Annotated in this window: 20 protein-coding genes; 8 read left to right on the forward strand and 12 right to left on the reverse strand. The window is 41.7% G+C overall.

Translation table 11 applies throughout. The features are described 5' to 3' along the window. Window positions 1-158: 158 nt before the first annotated feature. The gene (locus ACM0OS_RS16290) at window positions 159-1,007 is read right to left on the reverse strand and encodes a M28 family peptidase (RefSeq protein WP_414544239.1); all 849 of its coding nucleotides are present in this window, start codon (window positions 1,005-1,007) and stop codon (window positions 159-161) included. A 318-nt stretch (window positions 1,008-1,325) separates the two neighbouring features. On the opposite strand from ACM0OS_RS16290, the gene dnaK reads away from it, so the two are divergent. Further along, window positions 1,326-3,434 (forward strand): molecular chaperone DnaK, encoded by a 2,109-nt coding sequence (dnaK, locus tag ACM0OS_RS16295; protein ID WP_414544240.1) that lies wholly within the window; start codon window positions 1,326-1,328, stop codon window positions 3,432-3,434. A 127-nt stretch (window positions 3,435-3,561) separates the two neighbouring features. Further along, window positions 3,562-4,557, forward strand: coding sequence for a DnaJ C-terminal domain-containing protein (locus tag ACM0OS_RS16300; RefSeq protein WP_414544241.1), 996 nt, complete (start codon window positions 3,562-3,564; stop codon window positions 4,555-4,557). Window positions 4,558-5,017: 460 nt separating this feature from the next. Here ACM0OS_RS16300 and ACM0OS_RS16305 read toward each other — a convergent pair whose 3' ends face one another. Then, window positions 5,018-5,425 carry a helix-turn-helix domain-containing protein gene (locus ACM0OS_RS16305; RefSeq protein ID WP_414544242.1) on the reverse strand — a complete coding sequence of 136 codons (408 nt, stop codon included), beginning with the start codon at window positions 5,423-5,425 and terminating at the stop codon, window positions 5,018-5,020. Further along, on the reverse strand, window positions 5,409-5,708 hold the full coding sequence (locus tag ACM0OS_RS16310; RefSeq protein WP_414544243.1) for a type II toxin-antitoxin system HigB family toxin: 300 nt from the start codon (window positions 5,706-5,708) through the stop codon (window positions 5,409-5,411). The genes ACM0OS_RS16305 and ACM0OS_RS16310 overlap by 17 nt, the downstream gene beginning before the upstream one ends. A gap of 182 nt (window positions 5,709-5,890) precedes the next feature. Between ACM0OS_RS16310 and ACM0OS_RS16315 the strand changes: the two genes are divergently transcribed. Together ACM0OS_RS16315 and ACM0OS_RS16320 are read left to right on the forward strand one after the other, a co-directional pair. Further along, complete coding sequence (locus ACM0OS_RS16315) at window positions 5,891-6,430, forward strand: J domain-containing protein (RefSeq protein WP_414544244.1); 540 nt, start codon at window positions 5,891-5,893, stop codon at window positions 6,428-6,430. Window positions 6,431-6,442: 12 nt separating this feature from the next. Then, window positions 6,443-6,715: a DUF3143 domain-containing protein gene (locus ACM0OS_RS16320; protein ID WP_414544245.1), complete on the forward strand. Its 273-nt coding sequence runs from the start codon at window positions 6,443-6,445 to the stop codon at window positions 6,713-6,715. 91 nt (window positions 6,716-6,806) lie between these two features. Here ACM0OS_RS16320 and ACM0OS_RS16325 read toward each other — a convergent pair whose 3' ends face one another. The 3 genes from ACM0OS_RS16325 to lysA all read right to left on the reverse strand — a co-directional run bounded on the left by ACM0OS_RS16325 (window position 6,807) and on the right by lysA (window position 10,248). After that, window positions 6,807-7,556, reverse strand: coding sequence for an isoprenyl transferase (locus ACM0OS_RS16325; protein WP_414544246.1), 750 nt, complete (start codon window positions 7,554-7,556; stop codon window positions 6,807-6,809). After that, a complete protein-coding gene (gene cdaA, locus ACM0OS_RS16330; RefSeq protein ID WP_414544247.1) occupies window positions 7,553-8,476 on the reverse strand; it encodes a diadenylate cyclase CdaA in 924 nt (307 codons plus the stop codon). The genes ACM0OS_RS16325 and cdaA overlap by 4 nt, the downstream gene beginning before the upstream one ends. A gap of 356 nt (window positions 8,477-8,832) precedes the next feature. Then, window positions 8,833-10,248, reverse strand: coding sequence for a diaminopimelate decarboxylase (gene lysA / locus ACM0OS_RS16335; RefSeq protein WP_414544248.1), 1,416 nt, complete (start codon window positions 10,246-10,248; stop codon window positions 8,833-8,835). Between the two features lie 146 nt (window positions 10,249-10,394). Between lysA and rimI the strand changes: the two genes are divergently transcribed. Together rimI and ACM0OS_RS16345 are read left to right on the forward strand one after the other, a co-directional pair. Further along, the gene (rimI, locus tag ACM0OS_RS16340; protein ID WP_414544263.1) at window positions 10,395-10,940 is read left to right on the forward strand and encodes a ribosomal protein S18-alanine N-acetyltransferase; all 546 of its coding nucleotides are present in this window, start codon (window positions 10,395-10,397) and stop codon (window positions 10,938-10,940) included. Window positions 10,941-11,411: 471 nt separating this feature from the next. Continuing rightward, window positions 11,412-13,880, forward strand: a complete 2,469-nt coding sequence (locus tag ACM0OS_RS16345) for an ATP-dependent Clp protease ATP-binding subunit (RefSeq protein WP_414544249.1) — start codon at window positions 11,412-11,414, stop codon at window positions 13,878-13,880. A 74-nt stretch (window positions 13,881-13,954) separates the two neighbouring features. On the opposite strand, the gene ACM0OS_RS16350 is transcribed toward ACM0OS_RS16345, so the two are convergent. From ACM0OS_RS16350 to ACM0OS_RS16375, 6 genes are all read right to left on the reverse strand, one after another. Next, window positions 13,955-14,566 carry a HEAT repeat domain-containing protein gene (locus tag ACM0OS_RS16350; RefSeq protein WP_414544250.1) on the reverse strand — a complete coding sequence of 204 codons (612 nt, stop codon included), beginning with the start codon at window positions 14,564-14,566 and terminating at the stop codon, window positions 13,955-13,957. Then, window positions 14,566-15,324 (reverse strand): HEAT repeat domain-containing protein, encoded by a 759-nt coding sequence (locus tag ACM0OS_RS16355; protein ID WP_414544251.1) that lies wholly within the window; start codon window positions 15,322-15,324, stop codon window positions 14,566-14,568. The genes ACM0OS_RS16350 and ACM0OS_RS16355 overlap by 1 nt, the downstream gene beginning before the upstream one ends. Before the next feature lie 85 nt (window positions 15,325-15,409). Further along, window positions 15,410-16,246: a phycobilisome rod-core linker polypeptide gene (locus ACM0OS_RS16360; RefSeq protein ID WP_414544252.1), complete on the reverse strand. Its 837-nt coding sequence runs from the start codon at window positions 16,244-16,246 to the stop codon at window positions 15,410-15,412. A gap of 302 nt (window positions 16,247-16,548) precedes the next feature. Continuing rightward, window positions 16,549-17,037 carry a phycocyanin alpha subunit gene (locus ACM0OS_RS16365; protein WP_414544253.1) on the reverse strand — a complete coding sequence of 163 codons (489 nt, stop codon included), beginning with the start codon at window positions 17,035-17,037 and terminating at the stop codon, window positions 16,549-16,551. Between the two features lie 75 nt (window positions 17,038-17,112). Further along, the gene (locus ACM0OS_RS16370; RefSeq protein ID WP_414544254.1) at window positions 17,113-17,631 is read right to left on the reverse strand and encodes a phycocyanin subunit beta; all 519 of its coding nucleotides are present in this window, start codon (window positions 17,629-17,631) and stop codon (window positions 17,113-17,115) included. 987 nt (window positions 17,632-18,618) lie between these two features. Next, complete coding sequence (locus tag ACM0OS_RS16375) at window positions 18,619-20,076, reverse strand: protein adenylyltransferase SelO (RefSeq protein WP_414544255.1); 1,458 nt, start codon at window positions 20,074-20,076, stop codon at window positions 18,619-18,621. 371 nt (window positions 20,077-20,447) lie between these two features. Here ACM0OS_RS16375 and ACM0OS_RS16380 point away from each other — a divergent pair, with 371 nt between their 5' ends. Together ACM0OS_RS16380 and ACM0OS_RS16385 are read left to right on the forward strand one after the other, a co-directional pair. Further along, a complete protein-coding gene (locus ACM0OS_RS16380; RefSeq protein ID WP_414544264.1) occupies window positions 20,448-21,344 on the forward strand; it encodes a lipid kinase in 897 nt (298 codons plus the stop codon). A 136-nt stretch (window positions 21,345-21,480) separates the two neighbouring features. Further along, complete coding sequence (locus ACM0OS_RS16385; protein ID WP_414544256.1) at window positions 21,481-22,086, forward strand: exopolysaccharide biosynthesis protein; 606 nt, start codon at window positions 21,481-21,483, stop codon at window positions 22,084-22,086. Window positions 22,087-22,377: the final 291 nt, after the last annotated feature.

A 22,377-nucleotide genomic window follows, 5' to 3' on the forward strand; every position in this document is an offset into this window, starting at 1 on the left:
GGCAAAGCATAAAAACCCACAATAAATAGTGTGTTTCTATATCTTATAAAAAATTATTCTATAAGATACCTTATTTTAATTTTATCTTACACTAAGGATGATATCGCCTGAAATTTCAAAAAAATATCTTCTTAAGAAAATAACCATAATTCACAGATTCATAAACCTCTAATAGCAACTTCTAAACCTTCACAAACACCTGTGAGAAAATCTAAATCTAAAGTAGCGATCGCATCACTAGGTTTATGATAATGAGGATTCCTTAAAAACGCCGTATCTGTCACCATAATTGCTGCATAACCCAAATCCCAAAACGGCGCATGATCACTTTGTCTAGTTTGGGGAACTATCAAACCGCGATTTGGCGCTGGTAACCATTGACTAGATACACCAGCTTTACGAATACTCCGACTCATCCCAATTAAGTCACGGATGGTGCGTAAGTTACCAATCAACGCAATAAAATCGCCCTGAGGCGGATAAAAGCGTTGTAGAGGAGATGGATAGCGCTGAGAACCAGGCGTAAAATCACGATATCCTAACATTTCCAAAGACATCATCAAGCGTAGTGGTTGCTGTTGTTCATGCAATAAGGCTGCATATTCGGCACTACCCAGCAAGCCATATTCTTCCATATCAAAAGCAACCATCCGTAAAGGATATTTGCCTGGTTCAGCAGCAAATTTTCTGGCTAATTCCAACAATACTGCCACACCTGTAGCATTATCATCTGCCCCTGGTGTTCCGGGAACAGCATCATAGTGAGCCGCAATTAAAATCGGAGGTAAATTCTTCTTTTTTGATTCACTTTGGCACGGTAAATCGAGAATGAGATTTTTACAGGTTTTGCTGCCTACTTGAAAGGTGTGGAAATCCACACTTCCCCATTGAGAAAATTCTTGGCGGATGTATTCTTGGACAAAAAAATGACCTGCCGTCGCTAAGTAGGGATCGCGTTCTCGTGCTATCTGCCGCAGATGATTTTGTAATCTCTGTTGTAAAATCAAATGTTTAAAATAGTTGCCATATCAACTTTTTGAATCGATAAAAAGGGAAAAGCAACTTTTATGAGGGTGGATTTCCCAACTTGAAGCCATGATAAAGCCCTGTGTTGAGGCGATAAGATTTGCGGCTGCTTGGACATACTCAGCATCGTCAATGTTATCCTAGTCTTGCAACTAGCTCCTCAAGCTTAAACTTTTCTACTTCTTACCTTAATGATGATTATCATACCATTGAGGTGTTTTCATCCGATAGCAAACAGCTAGAGGTAGTCCGGCATAATCAAATTAAAAGTACAAGACACGCTAGGAGAAGAGTAACGCATGGGCAAGGTAGTCGGCATCGACTTGGGTACAACCAACTCAGTAGTCGCCGTAATGGAGGGTGGCAAGCCGGTGGTGATTGCCAATGCAGAAGGAATGCGAACAACCCCCTCCGTTGTCGGCTTCAGCAAAGAGGGCGAAAAGGTGGTTGGCCAAATGGCAAGACGGCAAACCGTCCTCAACCCACAAAACACATTTTTTGCAGTTAAACGCTTTATTGGTAGGCAGTATAGTGAACTGAGTCCGGAATCTAAGCGTGTACCTTATACTATCCGCAAAAACGAATTAGGTAATATTTCTATTCCCTGTCCCCGTTTGAAAAAGAATTTCGCCCCAGAAGAAATTTCGGCCATGGTGCTGAAAAAACTGGCTGATGATGCCAGTACATATCTAGGAGAACCAGTTACAGGGGTAGTAATTACAGTTCCTGCTTATTTTAATGATTCTCAACGACAGGCCACCCGCGATGCTGGCAGAATTGCCGGTTTAGAAGTGTTGCGGATTCTTAATGAACCTACAGCCGCATCTTTGGCTTATGGATTAGATCGGGGGACAACCGAAACTATCCTCGTATTTGACTTGGGTGGTGGCACCTTTGACGTGTCGATTTTAGAAGTAGGCGATGGCATCTTTGAAGTAAAAGCCACTAGTGGAGATACACAACTAGGCGGTAATGACTTTGACAAACAAATAGTAGATTGGTTAGCAGAGCAATTTCTGGAAACTGAAGGTGTAGACTTAAGACGCGATCGCCAAGCGTTACAACGTCTGATGGAAGCTGCGGAAAAAGCAAAAATAGAACTTTCGGCAGTTAGCGTCACCGATATCAATTTACCCTTCATCACCGCTACTGAAGACGGCCCCAAACACCTAGAAACTCGCCTCACTCGCGCCCAATTTGAAGGTTTGTGTCTTGATTTAATTGGACGCATACGCACACCAGTCAAACGCGCCCTTAAAGATGCCGGACTTTCAGCAATGGACATTGAAGAAGTTGTCCTAGTTGGTGGTTCCACACGGATGCCCATAGTTAAGCAGTTAGTGCGCGACTTAATTGGTATAGAACCCAACGAAAACGTCAACCCTGATGAAGTAGTAGCTGTGGGTGCAGCCATTCAAGCAGGTATTCTCGCAGGTGAACTCAAAGATGTGCTGCTGTTGGATGTCACACCCCTATCTTTAGGATTGGAAACCATCGGCGGCGTGATGAAAAAACTCATTCCCCGCAACACTACCATCCCAGTGCGTCGTTCTGACATTTTTTCCACATCAGAAAATAACCAAAACACTGTGGAAATTCACGTAGTCCAAGGTGAGCGGGAAATGGCAGCAAATAATAAGTCACTGGGGCGTTTCAAGCTCTATGGTATTCCCCCAGCACCACGAGGCATTCCCCAAGTACAAGTATCATTTGATATTGATGCCAACGGAATTTTGCAGGTAACAGCCCTCGATAGAACCACGGGTAGAGAACAAAGCATCACAATTCAAGGCGCTTCCACCCTGAGTGAATCAGAAGTGAATCGGATGATTCAAGATGCTCAAAAATACGCCGATGTTGACCGAGAACGCAAAGAAAGAGTAGAAAAACGCACTCGTTCTGAAGCTTTGATTTTACAAGCAGAACGACAACTTAGAGAAGTAGCACTGGAATTTGGAATGCAGTTTGCCCGCAACCGCCGCCAGCGCATTGATAGTATTTGCCGGGAACTGCGTGACAGCCTCAAAGAAGACGACGATCGCGGCATAGATCAAGCATACGCCGATTTACAAGATGCACTGTACGAACTAAACCGGGAAGTCCGCGAGTATTACGCTGAGGACGAAGACGAAGACTTGTTTGGGACAATTCGGGACATTTTTACAGGTGGAGACAAGGAACGCGATCGGGATTTTTCCCGTGATACATATCGAGAACGTGATTCCTATGGCAGAGATTATTACGGCAAAGACTATGGCAGAGACTACGATCAGAACTACGGTAGAGACAATAACCGTCCTCCAGCCTACGACAACCGTCCCCCAGCCTACGACAACCGTTCTTCTCGCAAACCCTCTCGCCCCAGCTATCAAGATAACTGGGATGACGATGACGATGATTGGTTGTAGTCATTAGCCCTATGACTACCCTCAGGGTAATATTGCTCATTAGTTACCCCCAATCCCCATTGCCCCTGATCCCCACAGGGGGTTCCGAGTTTTTCCCATCTAAAATTTCAAGTTAAATAACCGAGCTATGCAAAATTTGCAGAATTTTCGCGATTACTACGAAATTCTAGGAGTACAGAAAGATGCTTCCGGTGAGGAAATTAAAAAGGTTTATCGGCGGTTAGCCAGACAATATCACCCTGATCTTAATCCCGGAAATAAAGCAGCCGAAGAAAAATTTAAAGATATTGGTGAAGCGTACGAAGTTCTGTCTGATGTCGCCAGGCGATCGCAGTATGACCAATTTAGCCGCTACTGGAAACAAAAAGGTTTTACTACTAACAAGGCACCCAAGACTAAAAGCTGGTCTGGGGCATCCAATCGCAATAACACTCAAGAAGTTGACCCCAGCCAATTTTCTGACTTTGAAAGCTTTATTAATCAAGTTGTGGGTGTCGGCGGCGGTCGTAAAGACAGCAGAAATGGGGGTAGTAGCACCAAAACTGATCCATTTCGTTCTCCGAAAAGCCGAGTTGAATATACAGTACCCAAAAGCCCACCACGCACTCCGCGCCGAGATATTGAAGCCAGATTAACCTTACCCTTAGAAAAAGCTTATCAAGGCGGTAACGAACGCATTCGTTTAGAAGACGGGCGATCGCTAGAAGTAACTATGCCAGCCGGAATGGTTACAGGTCAAATTATCCGTTTACGAAACCAAGGTATTGGCGGCGGTGACTTGTACTTAAAAATTACCGTTGAGCCACATTCTTTATTTAAACTAGACGGTTTTAATATACTCTGCCAAGTTCCAGTTACCCCTTGTGAAGCAGTATTAGGAGGACAAGTAGAAGCACCAACTTTAGATGGCCCAGTCAAAATGACAATTCCACCAGGAGTCAGATCTGGCCAAAGACTGCGTTTAGCCAATAAAGGTTACCCAAGCGAAAACGATAAACGTGGCGATCAATTAGTAGAAATCCAAATACTTACCCCTAAAAACATCAGCCCCGAAGAACAGGAACTTTACGAAAAATTGCGGGAAATAGAAACCTTTAAACCCCGCACTGATTTGTTGCGTTAAATAAAGTAGAGTTTATCTGAATATCTTCAGGTGATGTTGAACCCGCAAACCACAGCAGATGTTGTCCTGGAGTACCTCGGACTTGAGATTTTACCAGTGCCTGGGAAACTCCAATACCTGCCATTATAAGTGCTGTGGCATAGCTCTTAATTGCTCGATTACTTCGTCAATTAGTCATACTGAACTCGCTTCATGCTTATTTTAGCCTGGACTTACAATAGGCCATTTAAGATAAGTAGATTGAATTAAACGTAGGATGGGTTAGCCTAGCGTCACCCATGCTGGTCAAGGATTTAATGCTTTATTAAGAGAATTACACATCTTACAAACAATGAAGCATTTCTACTTAATTTATTTTTTATTACTTTTCTTTTTTTATTTTTAGATGTACGAATTTTTTAACTACTTATTCTCTTAACTACTTATTCTCTTATTGAAAAACATAAGTTTATAGCAATGATTAATCTGCAATAAATACGCTAGGATCAACATGAAAAAAATTGCCTAAAGCTTGCGCTTGAGATTTACTAATTTCTCGCTGACCATTTATGATTTCTAAGAGAATATCATGAGAATCGAAAACATTTACTAAATCTGATTGTTGTACATTCTTTTCCTCCATTAAAAACAGCAACATAGAATGAGGTGTAGATTCCCTCCCTGGAGCGTAAAATTCTTGCTCGAATTTTTCAATTAACGTAATTAACAGTTCATAAAGTTCATTTTCCTCTGGACTGCGATTTTGAATATACATTAGTTCTTCAACTATAGCCAGAGCTTTTTCATTGTCTGCTTCATTTTTTATTAACTTTGGTTGATGTTTAATTAATAATTCTTTGTATTTATCGGGATTAAAAATAAGGGTCATTTTTCCATTCATCCTTATCATATTCAGCATGGGTAAGAATATTTTTGATGTAAATCAATTCTTTTTCATAATCTATACTCACAATTAAACGATATTTATTACCTTTGATATTGAAGATAGTAAAATTACTCACAGCTTCAGCTTGAGGAAAAACAGATTGCACCTCAATTAAATTAGACCAATCGGCTTTGCTGGAAATTTTATACCAGTTATCAACAGCTTGACGACAATCAGCGTGCCTTTCACAAAATTCTCTTAAACGCCGGTAGCTGATAACATGCATTTTTTATAACTAATTAATTTTAACTCAATTATCTCTCCATCCCAGGACAATATTGATTGCATCAGTAGTTTAATAGTTGTCCACAAAAATTATTTGTCACCCACCGTGGTGTATCAGGTTTACAATATGAGAAAAAACTCTATTGCAAAGTAGCTCAAACAGCCGTGAATCAAAATGGGGCAATGTCACAACGCAGTGAACCCACCTATTACTCCCTGTTAGGACTACATCCTTCAGCATCAGTAATAGAAATTCGTCGTGCTTATCGGGAACTGAGCAAACGCTATCACCCCGATACTACAGACTTGCCTGCTGCCTTAGCCACCACTAAATTTCAGCAAATCAACGAAGCCTACGCCACCCTTAGCAGTCCAGAACGCCGACAAAGTTATGACCTGAAAATTGGCTATTCCCGGTTTACAGTGATTCAAGCACCCCCGGACTTGAACCATCCTGTATCCCAGCCATACAATTGGTCAAAATCAGCTTATCTAGACGCAAGCGATCGCCCTCTGTCATCTGGTGAAATTTTTGCTTTATTTATTTTGGTATTAACCTTTGTAGGTTGTCTACTGCTGGCGATCGCCATTGGTTTCACACGTGGTGAAGCGGCTTTCCAAAGACAAACACAAGCAACTCCCACAATCAACCAGCAAGTTAGCCACTTATCACCACCAACCATCTCCTGGGAAAGTAGAAATTTTCCCGCAAAAAATACTTAATCTCAAATTATTATGTCTATAATTTCATCTGACACGCCCTTATATAGTCATCCATTACCACAAATTGAGCAGTGGTTAAAAGACCAAGGTTGTCAACAAGACGAAACACAACTACATTGTTGGCGTATACAGCGACCTACTTGGCAAGCCGAACTATGGCTAGATATTGAGCAACTTGTAGTTCGATACATCCAAGCTGGGGAAAATGGGCAAGATATTCAACGCTCATTTAAATATTCCCTCAGTCGGGAAGATATAGAACAAGCCGTATTCTCTGGCCCGTGATGGGGAGATGGGGAGATGGGGAGATGGGGAGATGAAAAACAAAGATTTTGGTACTAATGCGAAGTCTTTCCCCCCTGCCCCCCTGCTTCTTCTAAACCTTCCCAAATCTCCGCTCCCGTTGCTGGTAGGCACACAAGGCGCGGTGAAACTCAATACGATCAAAATCAGGCCACAGCGTATCGGTGATATAAATTTCCCCATAAGCCATTTGCCAAAGCAGGAAATTGGAAAGACGCATTTCGCCGCTGGTACGGATTAATAAATCAGGGTCAGTAATTCCGGCTGTGTACAAGTGACGCTCAAACAACTGTTCATCAATTTCATCAGGTTTGAGGATACCTTGCTGGACTTTTTCGGCGATCGCCCGACAAGCTTGTAATATTTCTTGCCGTCCGCCATAATTAGTCGCCACAGTAAAGCGAATAGCACGATTATTCTGGGTTTCTGCCATTGAGCGGGAAATTTCTGCTTGGAGCGATCGCGGTAAAGCATCCAAATTGCCTACAAACTGAATTTGCACATTCTCCTCGATCATTTCTCGCAGTTCTTGACGTAAGACTGTTTGGAACAAAGTCATCAAGAAATCGACTTCTTCCTGGGGTCTTTTCCAATTTTCCGTGGAAAACGCATAAGCTGTGAGTGCTTGAATTCCCCAATCTTGACAACAGCGCAGCAACTCCTTGAGGGCATCTACTCCTCGCTTATGTCCCATGATTCTGGGTAAACCTTGACGTTTAGCCCATCGACCATTGCCATCCATAATCACTGCAACGTGCTGTGGTAGCAGTTCTTGTTTCAAATCAGGGGGTAAATATTGCAGTTCAGTTTGTTGTGCTGTCATTTTTTATTTCGAGAAGCGGTCGATGGTAATCCGAGTAAACGTGAAACCAATATTAATGCCTTGCCGCCCATTTGACGACCCAAACTGAATAAACCAGGAGCAACAGCTTCCCGATCTACAGTGGTCGATAATCGAGCTTCTAATGACTCTTTAAGTGTCCTAATGGTCAGTGGTCTATTTAAGATTCCCCTTTCCGCTAAGGAAATAGAACCCGTTTCTTCTGATACAACGACACAGATACAATTTTCGACTCGCTCAGTAATTCCCATCGCCGCCCGATGGCGTGTTCCCAGCTGGCGCGAGGCTGTGCGTCCCGAAAGTGGTAAAATTATACCTGATGAGACAATACGTGAGCCACGAACTAACGTCGCTCCATCATGCAATAAAGTTTTTGGCTGAAAAATTGTTTGTATTAGTTCTTTAGAAACGTCAGCATTCAGCTTGACTCCAGGCACAGAAAAATCCCGTTCGTCAATCGGGCCGCTTGTTTCCAAAATCAACAAAGCTCCTATTCGGTTTTTCGACAGTTCTTTAACCGCATCCACAATTTCATCAATTACACTATCAGACTTCGGGATGGTTAAAGTGGATGGTTTAAATAGCTGCTGGAATTCACCACGCCCCACTTGTTCTAAAAAGCGGCGAAACTCTGACTGGAGAGCAACAGCCATCGCTACAGCACAGCCAATCACTAACTTTTCTAGAACAAAATTTAATAGTGGTAGACCCAATCTACCACTGAGTGCTGAGGCTAGCATCAATATAATAAATCCCCGCACCATCCACAGTGTCCGGCGCTCACTAATAATCACTAGTATCATATACGTCAGTGCCAGCACCAACATGATATCCAGAGTCCCAAGCAGCAAGGACTGTGACCATCCCAGGTTTGTCAGCCATTGCTTCCACCAATCTCTCATGACATCTGGATTACTCTTTGTTCTGCCTCAATAATCTGTTATTACCTGTGTCATTTTCATGCACCAAAGGTTAACACTTTGGTAGGAAGTAAATGATTAGTCATCAGCTAATAGTGATGATTTATTAGCTAGTGGCTAATCATACGTCAATTCGACAAAGATTTTCCTTCTCCAACCCCACTATAGGTGAGGACACTTAACACTCCCATTTTTCCCATCGTTGTGAGATGAGACAAACAACAAGGTTACAGACTATTTAAGTCTTTCTCATTGTGGTCAAGCGGTTTGTAGAAGGGTCAAATAAAATTTGTCGAACTCACATGAATATCACTTCCAATTTTCCACCTTTGAGATGTTTATTTTTGCACGTTGAGTCTTTCTGGTAGACAATCTTGTCGAATCAAGTCCTGATAAGTTTCGCGGCGCAGTATTAAATTAGCCTCGCCATTCGCCACAACAACGGCGGCTGGCCGAGGTAAGCGATTATAGTTAGAAGCCATACTGTAATTGTAAGCACCTGTTCCCATAATTACGAGAATATCCCCGGATTCAGTTTTTGGCAGTTGGGCATTTTTAATGATAATATCCCCTGATTCACAATGCTTCCCGGCAATTGTGACTGTTTCTGTACAAGAAGCCGACATTTTGTTGGCAACTACCGACCGATACACTGACTGATAAGTAATTGGGCGTGGATTATCAGACATACCACCGTCAACTGAAACGTAGGTACGAATTTCTGGGACAACTTTCGATGATCCAATAGTATAGGCGGTGACGCACGCTGTGGCAATGAGCGATCGCCCTGGTTCGCACAATAATTTCGGCAAAGGTAAATTTTCGGCTGCACAAGCTTCCTGAATAACTTCACAAATTGCCTTCACCCATTCTTCAATGCTTGGGGGATCATCCGATTCGGTATATCTAATCCCTAAACCACCACCCACATTTAATTCTGTGATAGCTAAACCATAATTTGCCGCTTTCTTTAACCACTGCACCATGACAGCAGCTAAATCCCGATGGGGCTGGCGTTCAAAAATTTGGGAACCAATATGAGCGTGTAACCCTACACAGTTTAAAGCAGGTTGTTGGCTGACAAAGGTAAATACCTCATCTAAGTCATTGGGATCAAAACCAAACTTACTATCTAAATGTCCCGTACGAATGTATTCGTGGGTATGGCATTCAATCCCCGGTGTTAACCGCAGCATGATGCGGATGGGGGATGCTTTATCGGTAATTTCTACTAAGGTACGTAGTTCTTGCCAATTATCCACAACAATAGTCACACTGGACTGGATTGCGAAAGTTAGCTCTTCACGAGATTTGTTATTACCGTGGAGATAGAGTTTATCAGGGCTAACTCCTGCACTTAAAGCTGTGTAGAGTTCACCGCCAGATACGATATCTATGCCTAATCCTTCCGATGCTGCGATCGCACAAACTGCAAGACAATTCCAAGCTTTTGAAGCATAGAGTACCTGAGATTCACCCTGGTAATATTGCTTAAAAGTGTCCCGGTATTGCTGACAAGCTAAACGCAGGGTTTCTTCATCTAAAATATATAAAGGTGAGCCAAACTGCTGAACTAGAGTTGTGACATCACACCCACCAATTTCCAGGATGTCTTGACTATTAACTTTGGCAGTCGAAGGCAAAAGTTCCTGGTTAGGCGAAAAATTCACATTGTTTTGGGCGGTTGTGCTGCGCCTTTGAGGTAAATACTGACTACCAGCATGTTGAACCCCAGTGGGGTGAGTCGATACCATAGCTATTATGAATTGTCCTTGCTCAAAATTACGGGCATGAGTAAGTCTCCCGATTCTCAGTTTACCGAAAATAGGGCGGGAACATAAAAAGCTCAGTGACTAACCCTATCTCTCTATCTCTCCACCTCCCCAACTCCCTATCAATAGTGATCTCATTAGACTTAAAACTTAAATCACTGACTGTAGACGATCTCAGTGCCATCTTAGAATTAGACCAAGCTTGTTTTGGTGGTTTGTGGACTCTAGAAGGTTACCAACGCGAATTAGACAGTCCTAACAGTGAGTTATTAGGTTTATGTTCCCCTCTCTCGAGGTCAACACTGCTGGGAATGGGTTGCTTTTGGTCGATTTTAGAAGAAGCACACATTACAATTTTGGCCATTCATCCCCAATATCACCGTCAAGGCTTAGGGCAGGCTTTACTATATTCTCTACTGAAAACAGCTAGCGATCGCGGTTTGGAACGAGCTACCCTCGAAGTTCGCGCTTCTAATGTAGAGGCCATATCTTTATATCAAAAATTTGGCTTCAAAACCGCAGGGCGACGGCGACGCTATTACCAAGATAACGGTGAAGATGCCCTGATACTATGGTTATCAGATTTACAGCATCCCCAATTTATAGCCACTTTGGACAACTGGCAAACTATTATTAGCGATCGCTTGAGCAAATATTCTTGGCAGATGCTGTAGTCATTGGTCAATCAATTTTAGATTAAATGTGCTGCGTACAGTTTGCTCAGAGACTGCCAAAATCCACAATTCTTCAGTCACCATCACATTAATGCGAAAAAAAATTTAGTTTTCATTTGCCCACTATCATTAAAATAATTAATAGTTTTTACTTTTTACTTTTAAAAAAGATATCAATTGTATAGAAAAATTGACAATGCCACTATAAGGATGCTAACAATTAATATTTGTGATTGGTTAAGTGAATACTTATCCAATAGTGGTCTGCTGCATAGTAGTCAACCCGGAAAACACTGGTAAACTCAAGCCCCTCAGTATAGCAGCCACACAAAAAGTAATAAATATTGAGTAACTGCACCATCACCTTGGGCGAGATTTCTGGGAAGCCTATAATCTTTATACAGGCATCCAAATTCTAAGCCTGTGCTAAAATCAGCATACCGGCACGACGCAGGTGATGGGAAAAATGCCATGTTTGAACGCTTCACAGAAAAAGCCATTAAGGTAATCATGCTGGCCCAAGAAGAGGCCCGCCGCTTAGGTCACAACTTCGTTGGAACCGAACAGATCCTCCTGGGTCTGATTGGGGAAGGCACAGGAGTTGCAGCCAAAGTGTTGAAATCAATGGGTGTCAACCTTAAAGACGCCCGCATTGAGGTAGAAAAAATCATAGGCCGGGGTTCGGGCTTTGTTGCCGTGGAAATTCCGTTTACGCCACGGGCAAAGCGTGTTCTAGAACTATCCTTAGAAGAAGCGCGCCAATTAGGGCATAACTACATTGGCACCGAGCATCTGCTGTTGGGCCTGATCCGGGAAGGGGAAGGTGTAGCAGCCAGGGTGCTAGAAAACCTCGGGGTGGATCTATCTAAGGTACGAACCCAAGTCATCCGAATGCTGGGAGAAACAGCAGAGGTTTCAGCCACTGGACAATCGGGACGCACCAAAACTCCAACCTTGGATGAATTTGGCTCGAACCTGACCCAAATGGCGACGGACAACAAGCTAGACCCAGTTGTCGGACGCGCCAAAGAAATTGAGCGGGTGATCCAAATTTTGGGTCGCCGGACTAAAAATAATCCAGTATTAATTGGTGAACCAGGGGTTGGTAAAACAGCGATCGCTGAAGGTTTAGCATCGCGCATTGCCAACAAAGATATCCCCGATATCCTGGAAGATAAACGCGTAGTCACTCTAGATATTGGCTTGCTGGTAGCAGGAACCAAGTACCGGGGTGAATTTGAAGAACGCCTCAAAAAAATCATGGATGAAATCCGCTCTGCGGGTAATGTCATTCTGGTAATTGACGAGGTACACACCCTCATTGGTGCAGGTGCAGCGGAAGGTGCCATTGACGCCGCAAATATCCTCAAGCCAGCTTTGGCCAGAGGCGAATTGCAGTGTATTGGTGCGACAACGTTGGACGAATACCGTAAGCACATCGAACGAGATGCAGCTTTAGAGCGACGCTTCCAGCCAGTAATGGTCGGTGAACCATCAGTGGATGAAACCATTGAAATCTTGCATGGTTTGCGCGAACGCTACGAGCAACACCACAAGTTAAAAATCTCCGACGAAGCCTTGGTAGCGGCGGCAAAATTATCTGACCGTTACATAAGCGATCGCTACCTCCCAGACAAGGCCATCGACTTAATCGATGAAGCTGGTTCTCGGGTACGTTTGATTAACTCCCAACTGCCACCAGCAGCTAAAGAGTTAGACAAAGAACTACGGCAAATCTTAAAAGAAAAAGACGACGCTGTACGCTCCCAAGACTTCGATAGAGCTGGGGAACTACGCGATCGGGAAATGGAAATCAAAGCCGAAATCCGGGCGATCGCTCAAAGCAAGACCAATGCCTCTGGTACTGAAGGTGAAGAACCTGTAGTAGATGAAGAGGACATTGCTCACATTGTTGCTTCCTGGACTGGCGTACCGGTGAACAAACTCACCGAATCGGAATCCGAGAAGCTGCTGCACATGGAAGACACCTTGCATCAGCGGCTAATTGGTCAAGAAGATGCGGTAAAAGCAGTTTCACGGGCAATTCGTCGCGCGCGTGTTGGTTTGAAAAACCCCAATCGACCCATTGCTAGTTTTGTCTTCTCTGGGCCGACAGGTGTAGGTAAAACCGAGTTAGCGAAATCCTTGGCATCTTACTTCTTTGGTTCCGAAGAAGCAATGATCCGTTTGGATATGTCGGAGTACATGGAACGCCACACCGTCAGCAAATTGATTGGTTCGCCTCCTGGTTATGTTGGTTATAACGAAGGCGGTCAATTAACCGAAGCTGTACGGCGACGTCCTTATACTGTGGTGCTATTCGACGAAATCGAAAAAGCTCACCCCGACGTCTTCAATATGCTGCTGCAAATTTTGGAAGACGGTCGATTAACCGATGCCAAAGGACGCACAGTAGATTTCAAAAACACCTTGCTGATTTTGACTTCCAACATTGGTTCCAAGGTAATTGAAAAAGGCGGCGGCGGTATCGGCTTTGAATTTGCTGACGATGCTACTGAAACTCAATACAACCGGATTCGCTCTTTGGTGAACGAAGAACTGAAGCAATACTTCCGTCCAGAGTTCCTCAACCGTCTAGATGAGATTATCGTCTTCCGTCAGTTGAGTAAGCCAGAGGTGACACAAATTGCCGAAATCATGCTCAAGGAAGTATTTGGTCGTCTAACTGAAAAGGGTATCACCTTAGAAGTTACCGATCGCTTCAAGGATCGTTTGATTGAGGAAGGTTACAGTCCCAGCTACGGTGCAAGGCCATTACGTCGAGCGATTATGCGCTTGTTAGAAGATAGCTTGGCAGAAGAGATTCTGTCTGGACGCATTAAAGATGGCGATACAGCCTTAGTTGATGTTGATGAAAATGGCATTGTCCAAGTCAGTTCTCAACAGCGTCGGGAATTAATGCCTCAAGGCGCTGAGTAAGATTTAAGATTTGGGGTTTAATTCTCAAATAATAAATATATAAACGGTAGGGTTATAAATGCTCTACCGTTTTTTTAGTCCAAGGTGATTCTCGATAAAACAACTTTATCAGTTTCTTGGGCGATCGCCTGTTGTAAAGCAGCCTGAGCCTGGGGTGTAGCAATTTCTCGCAAAGATACTACAGCAGCGTAACGTAGTCCCCAATCCTCCGGTGTCAGCAACGCCCAAATTAGCTTTTCTTCAGTACGACGAATTATGTCTGCATTTTGAGAAGTACGACCAATTAGCCCTATTCCCCGCGTAGCAATGCGGCGGACGTTTCCCTGACAGTGGTTCGCTACTGTTGTGCCTACAACCTCAGCTAACAAATCAAAAGCTCGTTCATCGCCAATTTGAGCTAATGCTTGAATAATATAAGCCTGGAATCCTTGGTCGGTAGAATGCTCATAAGCAGCAATTAAAGGATTTACACTTGCAGGTGCTAATTGCACCAATGCCACAACAGCTGCCGCAGCCACCGAGGGATGATGATGGCTTAACGCTGGAATTAAAATTTTGACAATTACTTCTTCTTGTGTATTGCTAACGGTTAGGGTGTTAATTATTGCGATCGCTTGTTGAGGAGTTGGGGCGTTATTTAATTGTGCAATCAAGGACTCGATATTATGAGAGTTTAATATATTCATCACAGTTGGATTAATAAATCATCAATTGCTTGAAAAACTAACTTCGATGTTTCCTGTGTAGAAACATTACTATCCAACAATGCTTCTAAAATCCGTTTTAAATTTAATAACTTTAAACTGTTAGGAACCTGAGCCGCCAAAATTGCCTGTATAGCTTGCTGGTGTCCCACTGCACCCAAATCAAAAACAGCCGCCCAGCGTAAATACATATTCTCATGGTTGAGATTTTGGATAATGCGTTCCATGTACTGGGGCTGCTGGGTTAAAAGATACATATACCGAGCCGCAGCACATTGCACCCGTTCCGAAGGATGTTGCAGAAATTGTTCAATCTCAGGACGAGCCGACCAAACTTTTAACGTTGCTAGTGCTTCAATTAAAGCTTCATAAGGCTGTTCTTGATCAGATTGTAAAAGACCCAGTAACGGAGTCACAGCTTTTTGGTCACCAATGGCAGCCAAGGATGCGATCGCCGCTTCTCGCAGACGCACATCTGTATCACATTCTAAGGCTGCAATTAACGCTGGTACAGCCTGGGGATTTTTCAATTGTCCTAAAGCCCGCGCCGCCTGACGACGCAGAGGATATCCGCCAGCAGGAATGCGATATTTTTCATCAAATAGGGCTTCACACAGCGCTGTACAACCACCTTGTACCTGATGTTTCCCTAACCACCAAGCAGCATAATAACGAATTTGATTATCGTCACCAGACAACGCAGCGATCGCTGTTTCTGGAGACAGGATTGGTTCAGTCATGTCATGGAGAGTGGAGATTAAGGGGACAAGGGGATTGGGGGACAAGGTGAGACAGCGCTGCATCACCCCATCACCCTATATCTTCCTAAACGGGCGAAATTTTAGTAATCTTACCGCCGCGCTTGTGAATATCTTGGTATGTGGCAGAAAGCCGCTCGTAAGGTACAGTGTAAACTTGTCTACTACGACGGACTGCTACATTTGTATTTTGTCCACCTGCGATCGCTTCAATGACGAACATCCGACTGTCTCCCCGGAGTGAAGAACTAACTAATGTCGGTGCCAATGATGCAAATTTAGCAGTTGCTGAGGTTGGTGGCAAAATCCCGTTAGCCAAATTCAAGGAGATTTTTGACCGTAGGCGAGAATTTTTACCGCCCATTTGCGCGTTATCACTGTTACCACGACCGCGATACAGCTCGAATATCCGATTAAATCCTACAGTCTTCATTCCCGGAATTGATTGAAATCCCCGGTAATAAGGAACGACAGAAGTACCAAAACTATTTTCGTATTCTGGGCTGTAAATGTAGGATTCAATATCAGCATCGTAACCACGAGCAGCATACATATCTACGTGGTAAGCAATTTCTGATTGATCATAGGGCGCACGTCCCAGTAAGTGCTTGTAGTTCAATTCAATGAAACGCACCTGGGAGTTTTTGTAAAAAAAACATTCTTTGTAAAATTCAGATTTTGCTAAAATCTCGACAAATTGCTGCACACCAATTCTACCGTTGCGTAATAAAGCTTCGGCACTAGTAAACTTTTGGCTAGCATAAATTCCTTGACGACCAAAAATTTGGTCATAAGCAGCTCGGAATACTAGTTGTAACTCTTCTTCAGTCCAATTGGGACGCAGTTCAACTTTTTTGCCTATCTCATCTCTAATTCCTAGCCGTTCTGCGACTGAAATACTCATTTTGACAATCGTTCCTTTGCAAATTTAGTTTGTAACAGGACTTACTTAACCAACCACGTATTGTCGTCATTGCGACCGTAGGGAAGCAATCTCAAAGCATTTATTTTCGTAGCGAGTGCGTAAGTCCTATGTAAATAAATTTGGGTCTTTGGCAGTAGATAAATGTGACAATTAAGAAGATAAATAGCCAATAATCAGATAATTCATAGTAACCATGAGGGCTATAGCTACTAAAAAATATTGATTTCGCTAATCTCCTTATTTGCCCCTAAATCTATTTCCCAAGACCCAAAAGTGTTTTCTTAGCTCAATGCGTTAATTGCATAATTGAGATAGGTGTTGGCTTCACCAGCAACATCACCATTTAGCCCATGATTGTCACGCACAAATTCCAGGGCTGCTACGTACCAACTAGGAGATAAACCCAAGGCACTGTTGAGTTCGCTCAAGCCAGCAACTACATATTCATCTAAAGGGCCAGTACCGCCAACTACACAACAGTAACTGATGGTGCGGAGGTAGTGGTCAATATCTCTGACACACTTGGATTTGCCTTCTGGAGTAGAGGCATATTGAGGCCCCTTCATTTGGGTGGTGTAAGGAAATTTTTGATAGACATGATTTGCTGCTGCTTCTGCCCATTTTTTGCCGTTATTAGAAAAAGCTTTAGCAGCTTCCAAACCTGCGCCGGCACGGTTGAAACGACCAAAAACCGCTTGCATTTCGGTGTTACTTAGGTAAGAACCGCGAATATCAGCAGTGGCGATCGCTTCAGTCAAAGGTGTTTTCATGATTCTCTTAATCTCCGGATTTTTTAACTAAACTACTAACAATCAGCTGGAAAAATTACAGGCAAAATATGTTTATTAAACAACAGCAGAAGCAGCACGATCAAAATAGCTGGCTACTTCAGACATTAGTTGGCTACAATCTCCTTTGGTAATTCCATTGGCATCGTTAGCAATATTAATCGCTGCTTCTTTCATTTTTTCAATTCCTGAAGCTACTGCATCACCAGGAGTACCCAAAGCTTGATAGGTTTCACGTAGACCATTCAAGCAACGATCATCCATCACACTGGCATCACCTGCTAATACTGAATAGGTGACATAACGCAGAATAAATCCTAAATCACGCAGACAAGCAGCCTGATTGCGGTTATGGAAGCAAGCACCACCAGCATTAAATATTTGAGGACGTTCAGCAACTAGCGCACGATAAGCATTAGAAACTATCGAGGAAGCATTACTAGTAAGTCTATTGACTACATCTAAACGTTTATTACTATCAGCAATAATTGCGGATAATCCATTAATTTCATCACCACTGAGGTAAGAACCTTTTCTATCAGCTTGTTCAACTACTTTGGAAAAAGCATCAAGCATTTTAAATTTCTCCTCAAAATTATTGCAGTTTTTGATCTAGGTCAAATACAATTAATTATTCAAGATAAACATCCAATACAAAATCCGGCAAAAACTCCACATACAATATGGAAAAAATGCCTTGTTTATAGCGAATAATTACGGGCAAAATTACAGATTTTTGCTCGATTTCTCATTGCTTTTAAAACCTTGTTCGTATTTTATATATCGCTTGAGTCAGTTTTTTACAAAGTTTTGTAAAATAGTGTTAAAGCATACATATTTGAGAAAATCTTCTTGTCCCATAAAGCTTATAAGGATTTTCTTTAACTAATATATTTACAATCAAATATTTTCTGTAATATTACTTTAGATATTCTCATTTTCACTTTTAGGTTTCGTATCAAATACAGCTTATATCTAGTTATTTACTGGTAATAAACCTCTGTAACCAAGTAAATATGAAAATTTATTTCCAAAAAAATGTGATTTATGTAACAAAATAAGATTTTTATTGATTAAATAAAAATAATTATCATTCTGATGCCAAATAGCTATAAAAATTTCTTAATACCCACCTAAAATCCTGTTCATCAACATTTCATGGACAATTACTCTTATTTATGGCAATTATCATGCAAAATCTATGCGTAATGTTTTGTAAACTTAAGTAAAGAAAACGTTGAAAAAAATTTTTTAAATTTTGATTTCTGCTAGCGGCACACTCGTGAATAGAAGTCGTTCCTTAGACGCGACCTATTCTGTATTCTGTTAAAATTAGCGGATAGCGAAAACCAAGCTAAACTGAACCACGACAACTAACACCTCGACTACGCTCGGTGCTAGCCCTGAGCGGAGCCGAAGGGCTAGAGATATGGGTTTCTGCTAGGAAATAGATACTTTTGTACTGATCCTTTACCTTTATTGCCGCTCCTAGTGTAGATATGGATGGCAGACATGAGCCAATTATGGGTTCATTGATGCATGGTAAAAACTAGATATCCATTTTTAAAGCTTTGATTGAATTTTATTCACTAAATCATTAAAAGGTTGCCAATTATCTTCCTGAGCGATAGGTTCCCAAATTGATTCTATTACTGGTCTTAACAAAACTGTTTGGGGATTTTGTTGAGCTAGAGTTTGGGCAATTATATCCATTTGCTCAGGGTGAAAATTATTCAAAATTTTATGATAAAGTACACACCAGTTATCAAAAAGATTTGACGTACCTAATGCTGGTGCAATGTGGGAATTATTCAGTACCATTCCTGGCTCATCGCGCCATTTCGGTGAAAAAGTCCGCGCCATTTCCGAGAAAAACTGATGATAACCAACTTGGCTATCTTGTAAAAAATGAATAGTTAATTTTAAAAGCTCGTCGGCTTCTGGAAATTCTAATTGCTCAAAACCTAATTTCTTCAACATCAATGAGCGATATTCAGCCAGATAATACTTATTAAATCTGCCTAACGCTACTTCCATTTCTGTTTTATCAATAATTGCCTTTAATGGTTCTTGCAACAGTTCTAAATTCAATTGGCAAATACTTGGTTGATGACTATAACAGTAACGACTATAGTAGTCAAAATAAGCAGCTGTAAAATATGGATCATAAGTAGGAATAAAAGCATAAGGCCCATAATCAAAGCTTTCCCCAGTAATTGACATATTGTCAGTATTGAGAACTGCATGACAAAAACCAGCCGCCATCCATTGGGCTACTAGTTCGGCTACTCGTTGGACTAATTCCGCATAAAATAAAACATATTGATCCGGTTTGCCCATTAAATGGCGATAATAATATTCAATTACATGGTCTAAAAGTTTTTGAATTAAATCTGGTCTTTGGAAATAATGCAAGCGCTCAAAAGTTCCAAAGCGGATATGGGAACTATTCACCCTGACCATAACAGACGAACGTGTAGGTGAAGGTTCATCACCCCGCCACAAAGATAAACCAGTTTCAATCATGGTCAAACAACGGGAAGTCTTTACCCCCAATTGATGCAATGCTTCTGCTGCTAAAACTTCTCGCAACCCACCTTTGAGTGTCAACATTCCATCGCCACCACGAGAGTAAGGTGTTCTACCAGAACCTTTGGTGCCAAAGTCGTACAACTCGCCATCAGTAGCGCGTACTTGCCCATAGAGAAAACCCCGGCCATCACCCAAGTTAGGATTATATTCACCAAATTGGTAACCATGATAGCGCAGTGCCAACAATGGCTTGCGTCCCTGAAATTTGCCAAATGCGTTAATGAAATCTGCATCTGTTACTGCTTTGGCATTTAGTCCTAAAAGCGGCAATAGTGAATCGTTGCGCCACCGGAGGATATGTTGGGGAAAATCTGCCGCTACTACCTCGTCATAGTAATCATTGCCTAAAGATTCCAAAGCTGGTTCATAGTTGAGGCGCAGAAACGGATTGAGAGAATTTTCGTTGTCGGGAGTGTCAGTCAGATTCATTACAGGCAAAGTTAATTTATCTCCCTTTCATCCTACCGCTGCCAGGATGTCAATGTGAATTACCTCCTAATGCTGATGCACAACTGGAATTTTTGGGTTCTAACTGATGTGCTTGTATGTAATACATCGGAGTAAAGTCAGATTCATAAATTCATAATAATATTTATCATATGTATTTAGCTATGTATCATCATCTCTAGCTTTATATTTGAGGATACATGAGCTATTGCTTATATCAGTTATCTGATATTTAATTAATAACTCTACCCTAACTCTGTTAATTTAAAGTTTGGGTGGTTTTCTATAATCTCTCTTAGAGCTAACAGATGGATGCGGAACACTGGACTTATCCACTACAACGGGCGCTACCTATGAATGCCCGTGCCTTGCTGTTAATTAATCGTCATGCGCGTCAAGGACACAAAGGTATATCAGCAGCAATTGATTGTCTAAAAAAATTAGGTTTTGATTTAGTTGAAGAGTCTACAGAAGATTCCCAACATATTTCTGAAGTCATAGTTCGCTATCAACATGAAGTTGATGTAGTAATTGTCGGCGGTGGCGATGGTACACTTAATGCCGTAGTAGATGCTTTAGTTGATACTCAACTGCCCTTAGGAATTTTACCTTTAGGCACTGCCAATGACCTGGCAAGAACTTTGGGCATTCCTGACTCCTTAACGGAAGCTTGTAAAGTTATTGCTTATGGAGAACAGCGACGCATCGATTTGGGTTGGGTCAACGGCAAGCACTTTTTCAATGTTGCCAGTTTGGGATTGAGTGTGAAAATTACCCAGCGACTTACCAAAGAAGTTAAACGCCGATGGGGTATCTTTGCTTATGCAGTCACGGCATTACGAGTGATTTGGGAAACTAAACCTTTTAGTGCAGAAATTCAAGTTAATGGTGAATCATGGCGTGTGAAAACGGTGCAAATTGCTGTAGGTAATGGTCGCTATTACGGTGGGGGGATGGCAGTAGTTCATGATGCTAGTATCGATGATCAAAGACTAGATCTTTATAGTGTCGAGATAGAACATTGGTGGCAAATTATTCCTTTATTGCCTGCAATGCGACAAGGAAAACACATTCATTCTCCGGATGTACGTACTATCCAAGCACAAGAAATTCAGGTTAATACTCGTAAACCATATCCTGTGAATACCGATGGTGAAATTACAACTTATACCCCTGCCCAATTTCGAGTTATTCCCCAGGCTATAGCTGTATTAGTCCCGCCAGTGGAAATAATTGAATTAGGAAACTGAGAATTATTCACCCAAAACTCATAAATTTACAGATATATGCGGTAAATATGAATTTGATTATCTAGAATAGTGGTGATGGTATTAGTATAGTTCAGGAAAGCTGGGTATTTTGGCCAATCACATCAAATCACGCCAAATGCATGTGAGATTTTCTCAAGAAATTAAATTCTTATTGCAACGCTTGGCTGAACAGCCCTTAACTATAGGTGATATTCTAGCTGAAACCTCTGAACGTGGTTTTAGCTTAGTTATTACATTATTAGTCTTACCTTTTTTGTTTCCCACGCCGCCAGGATTAACAGGGCCGTTTGGTGCTGCTTGTTTGATATTATCAGTACAAATGGCATTAGGCAGGCGATCGCCTTGGTTACCTAAAAGAATTGCTAACTACAAATTTCCGCGTGCTGTTACCGAATTACTTTTACAAAATCTCCGGCGCTTAACTAAAATAGTCGAAAAAATAGCCCGTCCTCGTCTTTTCAAAATAGCCCGTCATCCTTTGACTTGGCAAATCAATGGGTTATGTATTTCTTGGTTGGCTATATTACTGATGTCACCAATTCCTTTTACCAATCCCTTCCCCACTATAGGGATTTTATTTTTGGCAATTGCCACTATTGAAGCTGACGGTTTATTAATTTGTGTTAGTTACTTAATTACTGTTTTAATTACTTTATTATTTGTGTTTATTGGTTATGGACTGTGGATGGCTCCTGGTTTGCTGCCATCTATATTTAGGTAACTTTTAATGTGATATTTCTCTTAATTATTAAGATAATCTATGATTTTCGTGACAACCTTGTTGTCAGCAAAAGAAGATATGTATGATTATTTGGGGATTTTAAATATCGTCAGAAATATCAATATTTAAAACTTGATACTGTTTAAAAATTAAATTATAGTAGATACTTTGAGTAATAAAATATGCTGATAAACAGCAACAATTGATACAAGTTAAATCTTCCGGAATATCATCTTCATTACAACTTTAAAAATTATTTCCAGCGACAATGGGTGCAGAAAAAGAATACTA

The organism is Nostoc sp. CCY0012, assembly GCF_963920855.1.
Classification (GTDB): domain Bacteria; phylum Cyanobacteriota; class Cyanobacteriia; order Cyanobacteriales; family Nostocaceae; genus Cyanocohniella.